The following is a 19,156-nucleotide window of genomic DNA, read 5'->3' on the forward strand; positions in this document are numbered from 1 at the left end:
TTTATTTTTTTTCGTAGGGATGCCATTTATACGGTTTTTCATAAAAACCAGCCTTACATTCAAGTTCGTCAATCTTTTTTATAACTCTTGCAGGATTCCCGACTGCCACACAGTTAGCAGGAATATCCGTTACAACTACAGAGCCTGCCCCTATAAGTGCATTTTTACCGATTCTCACGCCAGGCAATATTGTTGAATTTGCTCCAATCCTGGCGAAATCTTCAACCAATGCCCCGCCTTTGCACTCCTTATATCTGGGACAGCCCATAGGATGCGGGTCATCGGTAAAAACCACATTCGGTCCTACAAAAACATTCTCGCCGATAGTCGTCATTTCAAGAAAACATCCGGTATGGATTCTGCTGAAGTCGCCTATCTTATTGCCGAACTCAAGAACAGAGTTCGTCCCCACGCTGACATTATTGCCTATAATATTATCCTCTCTTATGGAAATTCCCTGCCCTGTTTCAAAGTTGTCACCTATAGCGCTGCCAGCATAGATTGTAGAAAAAGGTCTTATATGTCCCTTGGAGCCAATACGGAGTTTTTTTGCGCCGGATTTGCACCCCCTCGGCGGTTTGCCGATAATGCACGGCTCGTCAATTAGTGTCCCGGCGCCGATTACAACATTGGTATAAATTTTTTTGTCGGATGTTTTTCTCATGTAATATATCTGCTGTTTAAATTTTTACAAAAATGCCGCCTTTCCTTAATGAGTTTTGTGCGGCTTCAAGTAATTTCACGACCCTGAGACCCGCTTCCCCGTCAGTAACAGGTCTCTTGCCATTTATTACACAATCCGCAAGATGTGTTATTTCAGCCTTCAGCGCCTCGGTGCTTTCAATTCTCGGTGAATACATATTGCCTATCCTGTACTGCACAAGGTTTCTGTATAACTTCTCCCTTGATACATTCATTAATTTAACGCCCTTGTCATATACTTTAACCTTCTCATCTACATTGAGATCATCAAAAACTATCATGTTCTTACTGCATCCTATAATAATTTTACGTATCTTTACGGGAGACATCCAGTTTACATGCAAGTGAGCGATAAGACCGCTTTGAAATCGCAGCGAAATATACGCAATATCCTCAACTTTCCCGGATATGCGGCTCGCTCCTGTTGAAGATATAAACGCGGGCTTTTCGGCTATAAGATAATCCATTATAGAAAAATCGTGGGGGGCAAGATCCCATATTACATTAATATCATGCTGAAACATGCCGAGATTAACCCTCACAGAATCAAAATAATAAATGTCGCCCATTTCATTGGAGGTCAGCAGGTCTTTGATAACTTTGACCGCGCCTGTATAGATAAAGGTATGATCCACAAAAATTATCAGATTCTTTTTTTCGGCAAGTTCTATGAGTTTTTTCCCTTCTGAGGAATTTAATGTCATTGGTTTCTCTATAAATACATGTTTTCCTGCATTCAGCACGTCATAAGCTATTTTGTAATGGGTAGATACAGGGGTTGCTATTGCTACAACCTGTACATTATCGTCTTTGATGATATCGCGATAATCTACAACTGATTTAATTTGAGATTTTTTTTGTTTAATCATCTTCAACCGGGATTTATCAATATCGCAGACATAAGAGACATCTGTTGAATGATTATCAACGAAATTTCTCACGAGATTGGGGCCCCAGTAACCGTAGCCTATAACCGCCACATTAATCATTTATTTTTTTCTCCTTCGCTGTTAATTATAGCAGAAATTCATTCTGATATTATTATTGTGAAAAACGGAAACGGCCTCCAAACTGAAAAAATAAAATTTTCGCTGTTTCAAGGATTACATTCCGTGCTGAATCCTGATTGGTCCACCATTTTTTTGAAAACGGTTCGTAAGGGGTCCTCAGCATTTTAAATTCACAGTTTTTAAGCGTTTTCTTAAAAATCATCTTTGCCCTCCTGACATGGTAAGGCGATGTAATAATCAGAAACCGGCATTGCCGTCCTTTGAACATCTTATTTAAGTTTTCAGCCTCCTCAATCGTGCTTAGAGACGGCCGGCTGAATATATGAATATCTTTATCTCGCACCCCTTTTTTTAAAAGAACCTTCCGGCAGATTTCCTCTTCCTGCGGCAGAACAATGCCTATATCATCAAGCATTTGAACAGCATGCTCACGGGCCGGTTTGCTGATATAAATTTGCGGGGCGTAGCCCTGCCTGTAAAGGTCCGCTGCATAAAATGCCCTCGTCAGTTCGCCTGAAAGAATAATAATAGCATCAGCCTTCCCGGGCTTATCTTCATTCTGAAGCCAGTACCCCGCATAAAAAAAAGCCCCTGCGGCAAGACCAAGAAAAATAATAACGGTCAGAGAAATCCAGTATATTTGCCGGATGCCTTTTTTCATTATTAAAACCACTGAGTTGCAGAGTATTTCATTGCAAAATTATCAATTATCATTTCAAAATGTAAATTTTAAATGCTAACTTTGCATTGCTAATTTTACATTGAATCTTTTTCTCTGTGGTTATTCAACTTTTTTATGAATAAACCAATTTTATCAGCCTATTTGTATGGCCGGCCAGCAATCCGACTGTCTTTGCCGTATCCAGCAAAACACCAAGAAAAGCAGCAACCATAAATGCGCTGAAATTCCCTTTCCACCAATGCCATGTTCCGCTTTTTTTGATAGGGATAATAACTCCGCGGGTTATGGCATAAACAGTCAGCATGGATGCTCCCAATAAAAATTTATGTGCAAAAGAAACAGTAAGAATTCCGAAAATTAAAAAATAAAAAAGCTGCTGTTTCTTAAAAACCCCAGCTTTTGCCGTATTCAGTCCGTATACATACCATTTTTTAATGCCGGCGCTTGCGGAGTCAGGGAAATTACGATAAGTAACCTCAGCCTCCGCACATATCTCCTTTGGGGAATAAATTTTCAGATATTCCTTTATCCAGTAAATATCTTCCGCAGACCTGAGATCCGGCTTGAACAGCCCAACCTGCCTGAAAATATCACGGTGAAATAACGATGCCGGGAGAACAGAATGAATTGCCTTATATCCGTATGAAAGCGCGCAAAAGGCGCGTTCTATTGCACTTTCGCCCATAAACCGGCATACTCCAAAAACACCTTTTATTTTATGCAGGCGCGCATAATTAAAAAGAGCATTCAGCCAATCAGGGGCCGGGACCACTCCTGCATCAAGAAAGGCAATCCATTCACTCCGTGCGGTTTCAATCCCTGCATTGCGGGCTGCGCCGGGGAAAGCCCCCTGCCGTAAAATTACCCGGCATTCTCCTTTCTCCCATCTGTTTAATTCCCACCATTCAGCAATTAATTCTGAACTTCCATCAGCAGACCCCGCATCAACAAAAACGAGTTCTTCCGGGAGGAGGTTTTGATTCTCCAATCCTTTAAAAAGATTAGGCAGTGTCATTGCCTCGTTCAAGACAGGGATAACAATTGAAACCGGTGCGGTTATATTGCTGTTAAAGCTTTTTGACCCCATTTATACCAATCCCATGCGCCGTAAAGTTTTTGAAGAAAGACCTTCTCAGAGTCCGATGCAATCATCTCCGTCCTGTATAACAAAAGCGCATCACGTGACGCCTTGTTTATTCCAAACATACTGCAGCCGCCGATTATATACCCCGCCTTTGCCGCCGTATCCCTGACGCGCCGGTTTACAGAACCATACGGATAGGAAACTGCAGTAATCGGCTTGCCTGTAATATCTTCAAGATAATTTTTGCTCTCCCGCAGCTCCTTCCATAAGGCAGAGTCGCCGCATTCCGCGAGAGGGATATGGTTTACGCCATGTGAGCCGATGGTAACGCCGTCAACAGAGGAAAGCTCCTTCAGTTCCTGCGGCGTCAGATAAAAAGGAACTTTCTTTTGAATAAATGCGGTTGAAACAAAGACCGTAAACGGTATGCGGTATTTCAAAAGAATAGGCGCTGCGGTATAAAGATTGTCCTTGTATCCGTCATCAAAAGTTATTGCTATCTGAAGCGCCGTATCAGATACATGTCTGTTATTTAAGCTGACGATGCATATATCTTCCATTCCTCTTAAAGCTGCCATCTGCCGCGTAAACACTTCTTTTTTAACGCTGATGCCGTATGAGTCATGCGGAAGTTTCGCATCAATGGAATGATAAAGCAGGATACGAAGCCCCTTTTGATAATTCTGATGCCCCTTAATAAAAAAAAGCCCTTCTGATATTCCTTCCGCTATAACACGTTTCCATTTCATAGACACACGCTTTTTTTAAAATATTTCTTCATTAATTATTTTATAAGCCTGTCTTATAAATTATTTTTCTTGATTTTTTTACAATATTTCTTAACATATTATTGGATTTAGCACCAATCTTTATACGCTGTAAGGTTATATAATAAAATCCCTTCAGTGTCTGCCTGGCAAGGAAAAACTGAAATAAAGGAGACTGTTTATTGCACCATTGAGCTTTATAAAATTGCCCATGACCATACCAATTATAATAAGTTTCACCTTTGCTGCATATCTCTTTTACCAGCTCTTCAATCAGAAGGTATCCGGGTCTGACATATTTATATTCATAATTAAAGCTTGTCAACACCCAATTAAAACCCTTGCCAAACCGGTAACCAAAGCTGACTGCCATTATCTTATCGCCTGCAAACAGAACATGTGCGTATAATCTTTGTTTTTGGTCCATAAGGACCAATAAGTCTCTTAAAAAAACTGAATATTTTTTATTCTCAAAAATACTGCCTTGATTTCTCTCGTTAAACGCCCGGAGTGAAAATTCAGTGTAAATGTCAAAATACCGCTCCACTTCTTCCCTGCCTGTTATCTCTTTTAATTTTAATTCGCCATAATGCTTAAACGCATGCTTCCGCCTCCTTCTCAGATCTCTTTTAAATTTATTGGATAAGGTTGAAAAATAATTTTCTGCCCCGGCGGAAAGGTCAACTGCCCAATTCATATGATCCTGTACCATGTAGAACCTGAACTTATTATCAGGCAGGCAATTACGGCACTCTTCAACTAATTTATTATCAGCCCTGACATCAGTAAGCCGGAGGACATCCCAATCATCTCTTTTTGATAATGCGTCCTTGAGCAGTGTCAGTATTTTTGTGCTGTCTGCTATACAGAAAGGCTCCGTATAATTTGCCGCGGTCCCGCCTATGTAATGCAGAACTCCGGCAAAACCGTTCCGGAATTCTCCGTTTTTTATGTAAAGCGGCAAGCCGCCGCAAATCTTCCCGTCATCATAAACAACAAAAATCCTTAGTCTTAGATTGTTGTGAAAATGCCTCCACCATGTGATAATAAAATCCGACAGTAAAAAAGGATTGTAATTGCCGGAAGAGATAAGCGCCTCATCCCACATCACGGCAATATCATTATATTCCCCGATATTTTCTATCCAGCGATATTTCATCTGATAATCACCATGTTAAACCCTGCTACCATAAAAAGCTGACAAACCATATTGTTTTATAATGTTCGGGTGCCGATGATTTAACGGCATCCGGCAGTTCAGGCCAGCGGAAACATTCAAGTCCGTATTTTCTTAATAATTTATTTATTGACCCTGTTTGTTCATCCGAAGCATAAAAAGGATACGCATAAGGCGCTACCCCGGCGGGAAGGGATTTGAATACCGGCTGAGCGCCTGCTTCCTTAAGAATCGGCTCCAGGGCAATATAAAGTTCACGCCGGCGTTTAATCTCTTTACTGACATCAACAGATGAAAGATATGAAAAAAGTTCGGAGCTGGGAGAGGGGCCTTCCGGCAGAATATATTCGGCGTCACTTGCAGAAGGCATTATCTCATAGCCTGTTCTTAATCTTCTCATGTGCCGGTTCAAAGATATTACAAACTGCAGCAGACTCACTCCAATAAATGGCGCAATTTTTCTTAATAGCTGTTTTAATCTGAAGGACAGCGGTTCAACAGAAGGGCTGAAGGCTATTTGAGGCTCTAAATTATAACCTGCATTTAAATTATTAAGAATCAATGCTGCGCCGTTCGGCATGGGAATTGTCTTGCGCAGGCTGAAAATACCAAAATCCCCTCTTGTGCCGAGAAAACTGCTGTTTTCATCTCTACTGAATAAACCGTGCGCATTATCCTCAATCAATACCGCACCTGTTTTCTTACAGTAATCACGGAAAGGCCTTAAGTCCTGCGGGAAACCGAAATAATTAACTGCCAGAATTACTTTTGAATCAGGCATGGCATCGGGGCTGACTGACAGTTGTAGTAAACGGTCTACAGGATAATACTCAACCTTGGCTCCAAGAGAATTAACGGCAGACAGTAAATCCCTGCATATAAAGCCCGGAATCAGAACCCTCTCTCCCGGGGCAACACCGGCAATTTTTAATCCTTCCAATAAGGCATGCCTGCCGTAGCTGAAAAAACGGATGTTATTATTGCCAAAAAAATCTCCAAGCCTCAGCGCTCCGTGTCCCGGCGGCGGCAGGTATATCTGTCTAACGAGTTCTTGAAGCGGCACTTATGGATGTTTCCCGAAAAAACGCAGCAGCTTTACAAACTGTTCAAATGGAAGGATAGATAATAAAAATACAAGGAAAAGTTTCGGCTTTATGAGCATATGCGGACCTACTATTGCCCTGACCCTGGACCTGTTGTTGTTCTTCCACTCCTCCACTGCCTCAAAATATGAAATCATTGCATTAATTTTTTTAATTTCCTTCTCATAGCGTAAACCGAAACCCTCAAACAAACTGCTGTATTTATCAAGCAGCATCCTCCATTCTGTCCCGAACAAACCAATCTTTTTCCAGGTCCAGCTTTCCTCATACATCCTCCATTTTGCAAGAGGCTCATCAATATATTCCAATTCCCAATCAAAGGCGACCCTTATAAACAAATCCGCATCACCTACATGATTAAACCGGCCGTCAAACCATTCAGACAGCATATCAAAACACTTCCGGCGTAAAACAACTGTCTCTAAAGAAAGAAAATACCCTGCCAATAACTCGCGGAATATCATTCCTGCGGGAGGTTTCTTCTTATAAAGAATTTTTTCATTCCCGGTTTTCTGATTTAAAAGCATTGTATTGGAATACACCAGCCCAACACTTTCTTTAGAAAAAAGGGGCATTTGTTTTTCAAGTTTTGCAGGAAGCCATATATCATCACAATCAAGAAAAGCAATAAACTCTCCCCGGGCATGTCGGAGAGCCATATTTCTTGCAGCATAAAGCGGGACCGTTTGTTCACCCCTGAAATATTTCAGCTTATCATCATAATTTTTTGCAATTTCCGCGCTGTCATCAGTTGAGACATTATCCCAAAAAATTATTTCCCAGTTTTTATAAGTCTGCGCATATACGCTGTCTATGGCTTCACGCAGGTATTTTGAACAATTAAGACAGTTCATGATAACACTGACTTTAGGCTTGCCGGTTAAATAGTCCGGTGAATGATTACGCACTTTTAATCCCAAACATAAGGTATTTTTTTATCAGAAGCGTTCAGGCGTTCCGTTTCATCAGGGTCGTGCGGCAAATCAGTGCAGTTTACCACCACAGAGGGCGTTGAAGATATGCCTTTAAATCCATACCATACAAGGGGGGGAATTCTGACAAGAGAGAACTTATCTTCTCCTATTTCTATAATCTTAATATCTCCGCAGCTCTTTGACCCGTTACGGTTATCATACAGCACTAACCTGATTTCACCTGCCGGCACTGCAAAGTGCTGAGTCATTTTAGTGTGCCTCTTCCATGCCTTCACAGCACCCTTGTTAACAATTGAAAAATAAATCTCTCCGAATTTCGTAAAAAGAGGGGAGTCGCAGCGAAGCATGTGCATAACCTTTCCTCTTTCATCGGCTATTTGTTTTAATTTTTGAATAATTACACCGTCAATCATAGTCGTGGAAGATTATTTTTTCACCCAAACCAAGCCTTGTCTTTTAGCTAATTTTGTATACTCCTCAATCTGGTTTGCGGTAAAACTATACATGTCTTTTTTCCCGCCGTAGAAAGCTTTATACCAGTTAGTAGTCATTTCAACCATTTCTTCAAAGGAAAGCACCGCATGCCAGTCCAGATAATGCAATGCCTTATCACAATTAAGTTTTAAAAAGGTTGATTCTTTCTTATTAATATGACCCTTGGATATACCCCACCTGCCGCCTCCCCATATCCTTGCAAAATCCCTCATCAACCCTTCTACTGATTTATTGCCGGTATTTAACGGGCCGAAATTGAACGATTCACCGGCTGCCTTTTCATTATTGAGCAAAAGATTTTCCCCTAAGCACAAATATCCACTCAATGGTTCAAGCACATGCTGCCACGGGCGGATAGCCTTTGGGTTTCTTATTTCAAGTTTTTCCTTCTTAGAAAAGGCCCTGATGCAGTCAGGGACAATACGGTCAGAGGCCCAGTCACCGCCTCCGATGACATTGCCGGCCCTTGCTGTAGCAATTTTAGGAGAATTTTTCATGGAGAAAAACGACTTAATGTAAGAATGACTGGCTGTTTCAGCACAGGCCTTTGATGCGCTGTAAGGGTCGTCTCCTCCCAGTCTGTCATTTTCTCTGTACCCCCAGGCCCACTCTACATTTTGGTAGCATTTATCACTTGTAATTATTACGGCAGCCTTTACTGATTTGGATTTTCGTATACATTCAAGAACATTCACCGTGCCGCCCATATTAGTGTAGAAGGTTTCATGCGGTATATCGTAGGAAAGGCGCGTTATCGCCTGTGCGGCTAAATGAAATACCACTTCCGGAGAAAAATCATCAAACACCCGTTTCAAGCTCTTCAAATCCCTTACATCACCTTTAATATGTTTTAATTTATTTTCAAGATTAATAACTTCAAAATTTGACGGCTTTGAAGGCAAATCTATTGAGAACCCTGCCACCTTGGCCCCTAATGCTAAGAGCCACGCACTTAACCATGACCCTTTAAATCCCGTATGACCGGTTACAAGTACCCGCTTATTACGATATATATTTCCGAATGATCTCACGTTCATCCTCAGTCCTTCCACACCTTCCATGGAGCATTATTGCCTTCCCATAATTTTTCAAGCAGTTGTCTGTCTCTTAAAGTATCCATGCATTGCCAAAAACCTTCGTGTTTATACGCTATTAATTGTCCGTCTTTTGCAAGATTTTCCAAAGGCTCTTTTTCAAGGATGTCGTTATCTCCATGAAGATAATCAAAAACTTTGGAGTCAAATATAAAAAACCCGCCGTTAATCCATCCTTCGCCTGTCTGAGGCTTTTCTTTAAATTCCAACACCCTGCTGCCGTCAAATGTCATGCCGCCGAATCTCGCCGTAGGCCTTACGGCAGTTACTGTTGCAATTTTACCATGTGATTTATGAAATTCAACAAGCTTCTTAATATCCACGCTGCAGACCCCATCGCCGTAGGTAAGCATGAATGTCTGATTTTTTAATTTATCCCTTAACCTGTACAGCCTCCCGCCTGTCATACTGCCGAAACCTGTATCAACAAGCTGTATAATCCACTCCCTGTAACAGTTTTTTGATGCCGACACTTCTCCTGTTTTAAGTGAAATGGTCAGATCACTCTGGAGGTTATAATAATTAAGAAAATATTTTTTAATAATTTCACCCTTATATCCAAGGGCAATGATAAATTCATTATAACCGCAGGCCCCGTAAATACTCATTATATGCCAGATTATAGGCTTATTCCCTATTTCAACCATTGGTTTTGGTTTAATCATGGTCTCTTCACTAAGCCTTGTGCCCATACCGCCGGCTAAGATTACCACTTTCATAATTTTGCTCCTTTCAGAAAACTTTTGTAATGCTCAATTGTTTCTTTTAATCCTTTTTCAAAGGTTACTTTAGGCTCCCATTTAAGCAAGTTTTTAGCAAGACTAATATCAGCATACAATGCCATATTCTCGCCTTTACGATACTGATGCGCGCCCCAGAGTGGTCTTCCGCCTCCTGTCAGCCTTACAACCTTTTCCGTTACCTGCCTTATAGATACGGGTGCTCCTGACGCCACATTTATGATATGTCCTTTTGCAGAGGGCAGTACAGCCGCCTTTATCAGGGCCTCAACCACATCTTCAACATAACAAAAATCTCTTAATTGTTTCCCCTCAGAAATTTTAAAACTGCAATTTTTCAAACATGCTTTAATAATATGAGGAAGAAAGCGTTTGCCGTCCTGCATAGGTCCATAAACCAGAAATAATCTTAAAACTACACCCGGAAACCCTTCTGTATTAGAAAGCATCTGTATAAAATGCGATGACGCTGTCTTTGCAAAAGAATATGGAGAGATGGGCTTTTCCCGCATACCCTCCTGCTGGGGCGCAGGCGCATTGCCATATTCATCACTGCTGCCTGTCTGGACAAAACCTTTAAGTTTTTTTACATCAAGGCAATCAATCAAGTTCATAAGCCCTGTAAAATGAGATTCTATTATCTTACGTCCATCTTCTAAATAAGGGGTATGGTCTATATAACCGCCAAGATTAAAAACATAGTCAAACGACTTGTTTCTGAGGGCTGATTTAAGTTGTCTTTTATTCCTGATATCCGCCTGTATAAACCGCATGTTCCGAGATTTTTGTTGTCCTCTATAGTTGCCGGTCAATCCGAGACAGGTAATGTGCGGTGTATATTCAGAACACCTGTTTGCAAGATGCCTCCCGATAAACCCGCTGCCCCCTGCAATCAGTATTTTGTCTGTGTTATTAAACACTGCTGAAAAACTTTCCTCTCAAAATGTTGTTTTAAAACTGTACGTTTATCTGTCGGCGCTCAAAACATTTTTACTAAAAAAGGCCGTTGTAAATTCTTTTATCTTTAACAGCCTTTCAAGCACCGCTCTCTCAAAAGAAACAAACTCAAAAAAGTCAAAATTAAAACGCATAAATGAAACAAACCGGATTATCCTCCAGTAGAATTTGCTGTCTCTCTTGGGTCTATTCCATGCAATGCGGTTATAGACATACTGCATGGCTTTGAGTTTACCGGAGTTTTGGATCCACTTATATTTTTCAAATGATTCATATCCTACCCCCTCCATAAACTCCTTTTTTGAGAGCATTGCCCAGTCGCTTAGATTAGTGGGCGGCGAGTATCCATATTCAGATACCACCTGCTCATAAAGCGGGGACCCCGGATACGGACGGAAGGGAGAAACAGTAATACAGCTTTTCTTCACCATGCCTCTAAGCTTAACCGCAAGGCTGTAGGTTTTTTTAATTTCATCTTCGGTCTCCCCGGGAAGTCCTACCATAAAGTTCATTTTAGGAACTATATTGGTTTTTGACAATATCTCCATGGCTTTGATTATATTCTCAACCTTGAGCTGTTTTTTCAGCATGTCAAGAATCTGCTGTGAGGCGCTTTCTACACCCATAGCTGCTACGACCATTCCTGATTTCTCCAGTCTTTTTGCAAGTTCAACATTTATATAAGTGTCGCTAAAATAATCTGCCCTCAATTGCGGACGCCATTTAATATTAATATTTTCCTGTTCTAATAGCTCTACAAATTCAAAAATCCTCTTTTTATTAATGAAGAAATTTTCATCCAGCGGCTGTATAAAATCCGCCCTGTAATTTTTTATAAGTTTCTTTATTTCTTCTATGATTTCACCGGCTTTTTTAAAACGATAGCTTTTTTGCAGGATAACATTTATACAGAAAGTACATTTGTAACTGCACCCGATGCCGGTTATAATAGGATACACAAGGCAGTTTTTATATGCATCGCCATAAAAATCCTCAACAGCTATTACATTATTTCTTGAATAACGTAGATGGTCTATCAAAGAAAAGTCCAAGGCAGGGATATTGCTGAGGTCATCTTTAACGGGGTTGGGGGGGGTCTGTACTATTGAATGCTTCGCAGTCTTATAATATACTCCCGGAACTCCAGAGAGGTCCCCGCCTTCGGACAATGTCAAGCTTAGCGGGATAATCGTAGCCGCCGCATCATTTACCACTACAATATCTACTGCCTTATCTTCAACGGTCTGCTCCGGGAAAAGTGTTGGGTGAACCCCTCCCCATACTATCACTGCATTGCTGTGTCTTTGCTTTATTGCCTGCGACACATGATATGCCCACGGCAGTTGCACAGTCATTACCGAAAAACCGACGAATATAACTCTTTCGTCAATTTCTTTAAGAATAGAGTTTACAGCCTCATCAATCCTCTGATACCTGCCGTCAACCACAATGACTTGAAAACCTGCGTTATGGAGTATTGTTGCAAGAACCATTATTGCAGTATTCGGATAGGCGCCATATGACATAATCTCCTGAAAATGTGTGCCGGGGTTTACCAGAATTATCTTATTCTTCTTCATAGTATTTTCTGTGAGTAAAAATTTTCATCTTAGATAAAAAAGTCTTTATAGTTAACTGCAACGCATAACCAATGCGTCCATGCCAGTAATACATTACAGCATAATCCTGTCTGTTATGATTGCCTATATTCTGCTTGCAGCGTTCAATATCTTTTATGAAACTATACTCGCTGTAAAGTGATTCAATCAAATTCCTGCCCTCAGTTGTCATATTGGATCTTATATAGCACCAGTAAAGCAACGGCACATAAGGCAGAAAAATCTCTCTGTTCATGCGCGGAGGATAATCGGCAAGCCATTCTCTTTCCATAGCCTGCAATTTCTCACCTCTTAAATATATCTTCCTGATCCAGAGGCTTTGCAGTATCCACTCCATATAACTGCCACGAAGCCATTTCTGCAGCAACAGGATATCTTTAAGGTCAACCCTGCAGAGAAACAATTTTTCTATTTCATTTGAAAAAGGTATGCATGAAAATTTTTTATGTGCAAGTGACAATGCTTTTAAAGCCTGCGGCATACAGCCGGTAAACGCCCAAAAAATTGAGAGCAGTGACATTCTTTCCTCGGGTTTGTATAATTCTCCTTTATTCGCTATTTTCTTTATTCTGTCAAGGGTCTTCTCCAGCGCCAGTTCAGGGGAAACAGCAAGATGAGTTTTAAATATCGGGGCATAAACATCCATTTTTCTTTCTTCCACAATATGTAATATATTTTTTATGTCCCCCCCGCTGTTTACTATCATATTGTCTAAAAGATTATGGAAAAATGTTTTCCTTCCCGCCGGCACTGCCACTACCGGCACATTTCTTTGCAGGGCATCTATAATCACCTGAGAGTTCCCACGGTTAAAAAGCACATCGGCAATGTCCAGAATATGATCTATGGGTGTATATTGATTTGCAATTTTTGCATCAGGGGCATGCCTTTTTATAAATTCATAGATGTTTTTGTCCTGTTCGGCAGGATGGGGTTTAACAATAAGCTCATATCTCGCAGGCAGTCCTTTTGATATGCACGCAAGCAGCTCTTTCCTGACTGCAGGAGTTTCTCCGCTTGGCGTCAGATATGCAAGACTCAGCACCGCTACGAGTTTGTTGTCGGATATCTTTAGTTCTTTTCTTAACGCTTCTTTCTTGTTTGAATCGGATGAATATAATTTTTTATACCTGAATACGCACCCAGTGGTTTCAACCACATCGCCGGGAACCCCTGTTTCAATAAACTTCTGCTGCTCATATTCCGACGCAACAAGCAAATGGTCAACAGGCAAAAAATATTCGTTTACAAAACCCTGCTCCAGCATCATCTGAAGTACCTCCTCAATTGCAATTACAGGAACTCCGAGCAGTGCAGCTTTCTGAATCAGATTGAGATGAGGCATTCTCGGTTGCGCTGAAAAGAGTATTAAAGCCTTTACATTGTCAAACAGCCCTTCCGGGGGATACCCGTCATTTAAAAAAAAGTTCCCGTTAATATGCCTTTTTTTATCAGAAAACCATTTAAGCTTAGGGTTATAAACACACTTTATATCCCATCCGGGCAGGAACTGCCTGAAGATTTCTATACTTCTATCGTGAACAATACTGACAGGATTAAAAAGAAGGGTATTCTTCATTTAGCATTTTTCTTTAGATTATAATAAGCTGTATTTGTAGCGCCGACTTTAGAATTTTTTATCGTGGTGTATACCAGGACATCATCTCTTTTATGCAGCTGGTCGCATACATTACAAAAGGGAAACTTGTAAAAATTCCCTTCCTGGTGCGCCTGCCTGAACGCATTATACTCTTTGCTATGCAATACCTCGTGCAGAGTCTGTTTTTTAAAATCGCCTAAAACAATCTTGCTGTCATAATCAAAGCAGCAGGGAACCGCCAATCCGTCCCACTGCACCTGAACAGGCCCTGTAAACGGACGGCCGCAGCTGGTTTTTTTCTCATCAAAGGGTCTGTATGTTCTTCCGTCTCCCCAGTTATGGGGCTTCCATACAGAAATGCCATCAGCTATTTCTTCATAACGCCTGAGAAAATCCTTCATCTCATGCTCATTTTCCGGCATTAATAAAAAATACATTTCTATCCTTAATTTACTGTTTTCCCTCCGGCGGGTCTCAAATAAATTCGCGACATTTTTACTGACATCTTCAAAAGACAGCCCTTTATGTATTCCTTCATAGGTTAACTTTGTTGTCCCGTACATGCTGATGCGTATTTTATCAAACAGGTCTGCAACCTTTTCCGCCTTCTTTTCATCAAGAATGGAGCCGTTTGTTATGGTGTAAACCTCAAGTCCCTTTGATTTTGCATATTCAGCGCGCTCAAAGATATATGGATCCAGAAAGCTTTCCCCGTAATTTTCAAGCGAAACCAGCTTAGCCCCGCCGCCTACGGCTTCATCCAGAACTTTTTTATAAAGGTTAAGGTCGAGGACGCCCTGGCGCCGTGTCATCCTCTCGCGCGGGCACATTATACATTTTGCATTACATTTGTTTGTTACTTCAAAACGTATTTCCGGGTTAATTAATTTCATTTCAAATCCGCCTTTTCTTAGATTTATTTAAAAATACTATACAGCATTTTCATATTCCGGTTATTTTCTTATGAGCAGATCTTTGAAATAAGCGCTCAATTTTACTATTTCCTTATCATCAAAAACATGCTTTGCCCATACAGCTTCAGGCACTGTCCCATGAAAATGGTTTTTAATCAGCCAATTCAGCGCCCACGGGAAATTATCTGCCGAGTTCACATAATAGCATGAATCCGGCTCAGGCTTTGTCTCAGGAGCAAGTATCTGACATGGTATGTGGCAGTATTTACCTGTGGGATCATACTGCAAAACCGGAATTCTGTTTTGCAGGGCTTCTTCAATCGTTGTTGATGAGTAACTGACAAGCATGTCAGAGAGGGACAGATACTCTTCAAACGACCCTTCGGTATGGATGTCGTAACAATCGGATTCAACCAATAAAGACTCTAAATCATTTTTTGATAAATAATCTTTCGGCCTGAACCGGATAATTAAATGTAAATCACTAACTTTTTCCACAGCACTGATAAGTGAGTTCAGATTGCCGATATATTCATCCACTGTCTGATAAACATAAAATCTTAAATCATTATGCAGTCTGGGAGTATCGGCATGCAGTAGTATGATTTTATTTTCATACCCTCGAAGAAGTTTTTTTCTTAAAAGCACCCTCGTGTTTTCATTTTTGTTAACCTTTGCAAAAAGTAGCGGACCTGTAATAATATGTGTGCTCCGTGTTGAAATCTCCTGAAGATATGCCCTTGCCCATGGAGATTGAACGGCAATATATTGATAGCGGGTATTCACTAAACCAAGACCGTGTTCCTTCCATTCCATCATCTCATACTGGTTTTTGGGAGGGACATGCGAACCATGTGAAACCAGCAATGACGGTATATTATATAAAGAAGCGAGTTCACCGAGGTTATAATTCATAAACCTTGCCATCTGCGAAATAATAATTGCCGGTCTTAATTTCTTTAAAAACCCGTTTAGATGTAAGGTTTGATTATGTATATTAGAAATAGTGGAAACAATGTCGTCCCTGATTTTTTTAAATACTATCTCTTTAACGCTAATCCCTCTGTAGCTGAAAATTTCATCGCTGCCCGCTGATTCCCAAAGTCTTTGTACCGATTGATTTATTGTTTTTTTAAATCTTTTTTGTTTTTTGCCGCCAATAACCGGCAAAGGGAAAAAAATATCTCCATCAGCCCTGAATAAAAAACTTAGTATTGAACTGGGATTTTTATCTGCCAAATAAAGCACACGGGCATCTGGCAATACCGGCATTAATTCATTGATGACCCTCTGAAAGTTATAACTCATTGACGGTGCAATAATAATTTGCCGGGCTTTAAGCAGACTGCTCATCGACAGTATTAATTTATAGATAAGAAACTTACATAAATCAGAAGCATTTTTTTTAACCGCTCCGGCTGCCGGATTCCTGCTTATATGGACGCCCTGCATTAATTCATGTGCTATGCAGAGCTTTTCAGATATCCTCTTGCTGATAGTTCCTGCATATCCTTCGCTATCGGACAAATATGGATTAAGCGAATAGCTGCCGTCTCTTGAAAATGCGATTATTTGCTCAATATTCCAAAGTAAGCAGGCCCTGTAAATAATTTCAATAAGCCATAAAAAATAATGAATAAATGTTCTCAGGTAAAAGAGAACGGTTATGTTATATCCCTGTGTTATTCTAAGTTCATCCTCTATCGTTAATAGAGATTCGCAGAATTTGTATATCTCATCCGATTTCAGTAATGCCTGTTCATGCCCTTCTCTTCCAAAAAGTTCATAAGTGGTAAAAAAACGGATTCCATTGCGTTTTAACTGCAGTTGTGCCTCAGGGAGAATTGCAAGAACATAAGTGTCTTCCTTCCTTAGTTCCTCAATAGACCTCCGGGCGATGAAGGAATCTACTTCGTCTTTGAATTCAAATATGATAAGGGTTCTGCTCAAGGTTAATGCAGCTAAACTGACTTCCCTGCCTGCCGGTCAGGCGGGTGAATCCAGAAATCAATAAGCCTTTCCGCCATTCTAAAGTCTTCTTCCTCTCTCACTTCAAGCGGCGAGTAAGGGTTGTTCACCGCGTAAATGCCTATTTTTTCGCCGAGCAGGGAGCCTTCGCGAATAAATTCAGGATGCGTGACTGAACACAGCCCTTTGATTCCGATAAATGAAGGTTCTTTGTATTTTCGCGGGATATCGCCTTTGTCTATTCTCTCAATTTTATTATCTTCCTGCTTCCATATAGACCTGTATTCGGTTCTGGCGGCAATAACGCTGTCCAGTCCTTCTTTAATTAATTGCTCTATTATGCTGTCTATGAGCTTTTTGGTCCTGAAAGGGAATGTCTCCTCAAGATAGACGATAATATCAGGAAATATTTTTTGCTCTTCAAGCTTATTCAAAGAATACTGAAGCACCTTCTCAATATCAACAAAATCTCTTGAGAGCGCTTCATCTCTTACAAACGGGGCGCTTGCTCCAAGAGTTTTTACAAGCTTTGCAAGCTCATGGTTATCCGTAGACACTATTACCTCTTTGATGTATTTTGATGCAAGCGCCTGTTCAATGGTATACCCTATAAGAGGCTTGCCTTTAAGATAATTAATCTTCCCCTTTACAGGTATAACAGCCATAATCCTGAGGTTTTTAATATCTACATGTATATTGTTTTTTGTCTCCGGATTCAGCGATTCAAGTATATTCACCACACTTGCACACCTTTTCTTGTCTCCGCCCTGGTGAATGCCATGGTAGTGGTAAACACTCGCATGAGGTTCATACACAATTACATATCCCTTTTGAAGCATTTTTTCCGCCCATATCCTGTCCTCAATATTCGCAGCCGTCTCGTCAAAAGGCATCTCATTCCATGCTGATTTCCTTAGAATGCTGTTTGCATTGTGGAAAAAACTGTCTTTTTTCTGAACTCTCCGGTCCATGCCGAATATTATTGAGAGGTCTCTCTTATCTATATCCGGCGTATAGGCAAGCGGTTCCTGCCGTCCGTACACTCCAACCACTTTCGGGTCGTCAAAATTATTTAATAAACTTGACAGCCATTTTTCGTCAATAGGAATACAGTGGCCTGAAAGGCAGACAATATAATCTCCTCTGGATTCCCGTATCCCCATATTAAGGGCAAGCCCGGGTCTGTAGTCCTTGCACGTTATGACCTTTGCAATATTAAACTGCTGTGCCTTCTCAATTGTCTTGTCCGTGCTCTCATTATCAACTACAATAACTTCAAAATCAGTGAAATCCTGTTTGAATACCCCCATCAGACACGAGGTTATCCATCTTTCCTCATTTTTAGTCCTGATAATAATAGATACCATTCTTATCTAAATTCCTCTCGAATAAAAGAATTCATTGTAAATTTAACAATGCAAATTTAGCATTTAAAATTTGAAATGTTAATTGATAATTTTGCAATTTAAAATGTTCAGCATTATTTCTCTGCGTTCTCTGTAGTAAATTACTTTTTTGAGGTTTTGACTATTTCATCATACTGAATCACATAACCGCCGGATGATGCCTTTGCCCTCATTACATAGTCTGCAAGCATGATGTCTTCCTTTGTTTTGATAATAATAGCCGTTTCTTTGCTCACCGGATGATATCCGATTTTGCCACAGAACAATGCGTGTCCATTTTTTTCAAATGCGTCAATAAAGGTCTTGTTCTTCCACATCATAATTGAATACACAAAAGGCTGGACAGGCATCAAGTCCTGTGTCTGGGCGAAAATTTCATCAGTTTTAAAATTTACAGGGCTGCCTTTAAAAATACAGTGAACTTGTTCATTCTTAACAGTTATGAGGGTATCAAGATTTTCTTTAATGAAATAGTCTATAACTTCCTTTATCTCTTCGCCTGTCTGCAAGGGAGATGTCGGGTTAACCCATGCAACAATATCCGAAGGGTGCTTTAGCATAAAATCATATACAACATTATCTGATTTTGTAGCAGATGAACCGAGGTCTTTCGGCCTTAGATAAAATTCAACGCTGTATCTTCTGGCAATATCGGAAAATATTTCATCATCAGAATTAACAACTACCCTGCTGAAAACACCTGAAGCCTTTGCCGCCTCAATAGCATAGGAAATAAGGGGCTTCCCGTTTATAAGGGCAAGGTTCTTCATCTTAAGACGCGTACTGCCTATCCTTGCCGGAATCATAGCTATAATATTCATCGTTCTCCTTTCTACTATTGAGTAAGCACTGTGTAATAAATGTCCGAGGTCTTGCCATTCCCGCAGGTCTTAAGCGGGAATC

Annotated in this window: 18 protein-coding genes; all 18 read right to left on the bottom strand. The window is 40.5% G+C overall.

Going from position 1 to position 19,156, the window contains the following annotated elements:
• Position 1: 1 nt before the first annotated feature.
• Positions 2–664 (bottom strand): N-acetyltransferase, encoded by a 663-nt coding sequence (locus HZA10_05975; GenBank protein MBI5195849.1) that lies wholly within the window; start codon positions 662–664, stop codon positions 2–4.
• A gap of 16 nt (positions 665–680) precedes the next feature.
• Positions 681–1,691 carry a Gfo/Idh/MocA family oxidoreductase gene (locus HZA10_05980; GenBank protein ID MBI5195850.1) on the bottom strand — a complete coding sequence of 337 codons (1,011 nt, stop codon included), beginning with the start codon at positions 1,689–1,691 and terminating at the stop codon, positions 681–683.
• Positions 1,692–1,743: 52 nt separating this feature from the next.
• Positions 1,744–2,373: a YdcF family protein gene (locus HZA10_05985; GenBank protein MBI5195851.1), complete on the bottom strand. Its 630-nt coding sequence runs from the start codon at positions 2,371–2,373 to the stop codon at positions 1,744–1,746.
• Between the two features lie 133 nt (positions 2,374–2,506).
• Positions 2,507–3,481 carry a glycosyltransferase family 2 protein gene (locus tag HZA10_05990; GenBank protein MBI5195852.1) on the bottom strand — a complete coding sequence of 325 codons (975 nt, stop codon included), beginning with the start codon at positions 3,479–3,481 and terminating at the stop codon, positions 2,507–2,509.
• Positions 3,451–4,227, bottom strand: a complete 777-nt coding sequence (locus HZA10_05995; protein MBI5195853.1) for a polysaccharide deacetylase family protein — start codon at positions 4,225–4,227, stop codon at positions 3,451–3,453. Before HZA10_05995 ends, HZA10_05990 begins: the two co-directional genes overlap by 31 nt.
• A gap of 40 nt (positions 4,228–4,267) precedes the next feature.
• Entirely contained in the window at positions 4,268–5,404 is a 1,137-nt protein-coding gene (locus HZA10_06000) for a GNAT family N-acetyltransferase (GenBank protein MBI5195854.1), read from the bottom strand.
• Between the two features lie 25 nt (positions 5,405–5,429).
• Positions 5,430–6,485 carry a DegT/DnrJ/EryC1/StrS aminotransferase family protein gene (locus HZA10_06005; protein MBI5195855.1) on the bottom strand — a complete coding sequence of 352 codons (1,056 nt, stop codon included), beginning with the start codon at positions 6,483–6,485 and terminating at the stop codon, positions 5,430–5,432.
• Positions 6,486–7,379 carry a glycosyltransferase gene (locus tag HZA10_06010; GenBank protein MBI5195856.1) on the bottom strand — a complete coding sequence of 298 codons (894 nt, stop codon included), beginning with the start codon at positions 7,377–7,379 and terminating at the stop codon, positions 6,486–6,488.
• 56 nt (positions 7,380–7,435) lie between these two features.
• The gene (locus HZA10_06015) at positions 7,436–7,873 is read right to left on the bottom strand and encodes a dTDP-4-dehydrorhamnose 3,5-epimerase family protein (protein MBI5195857.1); all 438 of its coding nucleotides are present in this window, start codon (positions 7,871–7,873) and stop codon (positions 7,436–7,438) included.
• A gap of 12 nt (positions 7,874–7,885) precedes the next feature.
• Positions 7,886–8,992: a CDP-glucose 4,6-dehydratase gene (gene rfbG, locus HZA10_06020; GenBank protein MBI5195858.1), complete on the bottom strand. Its 1,107-nt coding sequence runs from the start codon at positions 8,990–8,992 to the stop codon at positions 7,886–7,888.
• A gap of 2 nt (positions 8,993–8,994) precedes the next feature.
• Positions 8,995–9,768 (bottom strand): glucose-1-phosphate cytidylyltransferase, encoded by a 774-nt coding sequence (rfbF, locus tag HZA10_06025; GenBank protein ID MBI5195859.1) that lies wholly within the window; start codon positions 9,766–9,768, stop codon positions 8,995–8,997.
• Entirely contained in the window at positions 9,765–10,709 is a 945-nt protein-coding gene (locus tag HZA10_06030) for an NAD-dependent epimerase/dehydratase family protein (GenBank protein MBI5195860.1), read from the bottom strand. The genes rfbF and HZA10_06030 overlap by 4 nt, the downstream gene beginning before the upstream one ends.
• 45 nt (positions 10,710–10,754) lie before the next feature.
• Positions 10,755–12,326: a B12-binding domain-containing radical SAM protein gene (locus tag HZA10_06035; GenBank protein ID MBI5195861.1), complete on the bottom strand. Its 1,572-nt coding sequence runs from the start codon at positions 12,324–12,326 to the stop codon at positions 10,755–10,757.
• On the bottom strand, positions 12,313–13,944 hold the full coding sequence (locus HZA10_06040; GenBank protein ID MBI5195862.1) for a hypothetical protein: 1,632 nt from the start codon (positions 13,942–13,944) through the stop codon (positions 12,313–12,315). Before HZA10_06040 ends, HZA10_06035 begins: the two co-directional genes overlap by 14 nt.
• Positions 13,941–14,858, bottom strand: a complete 918-nt coding sequence (locus tag HZA10_06045) for an SPASM domain-containing protein (GenBank protein ID MBI5195863.1) — start codon at positions 14,856–14,858, stop codon at positions 13,941–13,943. Before HZA10_06045 ends, HZA10_06040 begins: the two co-directional genes overlap by 4 nt.
• 60 nt (positions 14,859–14,918) lie before the next feature.
• Positions 14,919–16,829: a hypothetical protein gene (locus HZA10_06050; GenBank protein MBI5195864.1), complete on the bottom strand. Its 1,911-nt coding sequence runs from the start codon at positions 16,827–16,829 to the stop codon at positions 14,919–14,921.
• A gap of 11 nt (positions 16,830–16,840) precedes the next feature.
• Positions 16,841–18,214, bottom strand: coding sequence for a glycosyltransferase (locus HZA10_06055; GenBank protein MBI5195865.1), 1,374 nt, complete (start codon positions 18,212–18,214; stop codon positions 16,841–16,843).
• Positions 18,215–18,354: 140 nt separating this feature from the next.
• Positions 18,355–19,092: a hypothetical protein gene (locus HZA10_06060; protein MBI5195866.1), complete on the bottom strand. Its 738-nt coding sequence runs from the start codon at positions 19,090–19,092 to the stop codon at positions 18,355–18,357.
• Positions 19,093–19,156 lie beyond the last annotated feature (64 nt).

The organism is Nitrospirota bacterium, from assembly GCA_016212185.1.
Taxonomy (GTDB): Bacteria; Nitrospirota; Thermodesulfovibrionia; order UBA6902; family DSMQ01; genus JACRGX01.

Coding starts and splice junctions, on each gene's coding strand:
- HZA10_06045 (MBI5195863.1), bottom strand. CDS start 14,858: ATGAAATTAATTAACCCGGAAATACGTTTTGAAGTAACAAACAAATGT.
- HZA10_05985 (MBI5195851.1), bottom strand. CDS start 2,373: ATGAAAAAAGGCATCCGGCAAATATACTGGATTTCTCTGACCGTTATT.
- HZA10_06015 (MBI5195857.1), bottom strand. CDS start 7,873: ATGATTGACGGTGTAATTATTCAAAAATTAAAACAAATAGCCGATGAA.
- HZA10_06035 (MBI5195861.1), bottom strand. CDS start 12,326: ATGAAGAAGAATAAGATAATTCTGGTAAACCCCGGCACACATTTTCAG.
- rfbG (MBI5195858.1), bottom strand. CDS start 8,992: ATGAACGTGAGATCATTCGGAAATATATATCGTAATAAGCGGGTACTT.
- HZA10_06010 (MBI5195856.1), bottom strand. CDS start 7,379: ATGAACTGTCTTAATTGTTCAAAATACCTGCGTGAAGCCATAGACAGC.
- HZA10_05980 (MBI5195850.1), bottom strand. CDS start 1,691: ATGATTAATGTGGCGGTTATAGGCTACGGTTACTGGGGCCCCAATCTC.
- HZA10_05975 (MBI5195849.1), bottom strand. CDS start 664: ATGAGAAAAACATCCGACAAAAAAATTTATACCAATGTTGTAATCGGC.
- HZA10_05995 (MBI5195853.1), bottom strand. CDS start 4,227: ATGAAATGGAAACGTGTTATAGCGGAAGGAATATCAGAAGGGCTTTTT.
- HZA10_06040 (MBI5195862.1), bottom strand. CDS start 13,944: ATGAAGAATACCCTTCTTTTTAATCCTGTCAGTATTGTTCACGATAGA.
- HZA10_05990 (MBI5195852.1), bottom strand. CDS start 3,481: ATGGGGTCAAAAAGCTTTAACAGCAATATAACCGCACCGGTTTCAATT.
- HZA10_06000 (MBI5195854.1), bottom strand. CDS start 5,404: ATGAAATATCGCTGGATAGAAAATATCGGGGAATATAATGATATTGCC.
- rfbF (MBI5195859.1), bottom strand. CDS start 9,768: ATGAAAGTGGTAATCTTAGCCGGCGGTATGGGCACAAGGCTTAGTGAA.
- HZA10_06055 (MBI5195865.1), bottom strand. CDS start 18,214: ATGGTATCTATTATTATCAGGACTAAAAATGAGGAAAGATGGATAACC.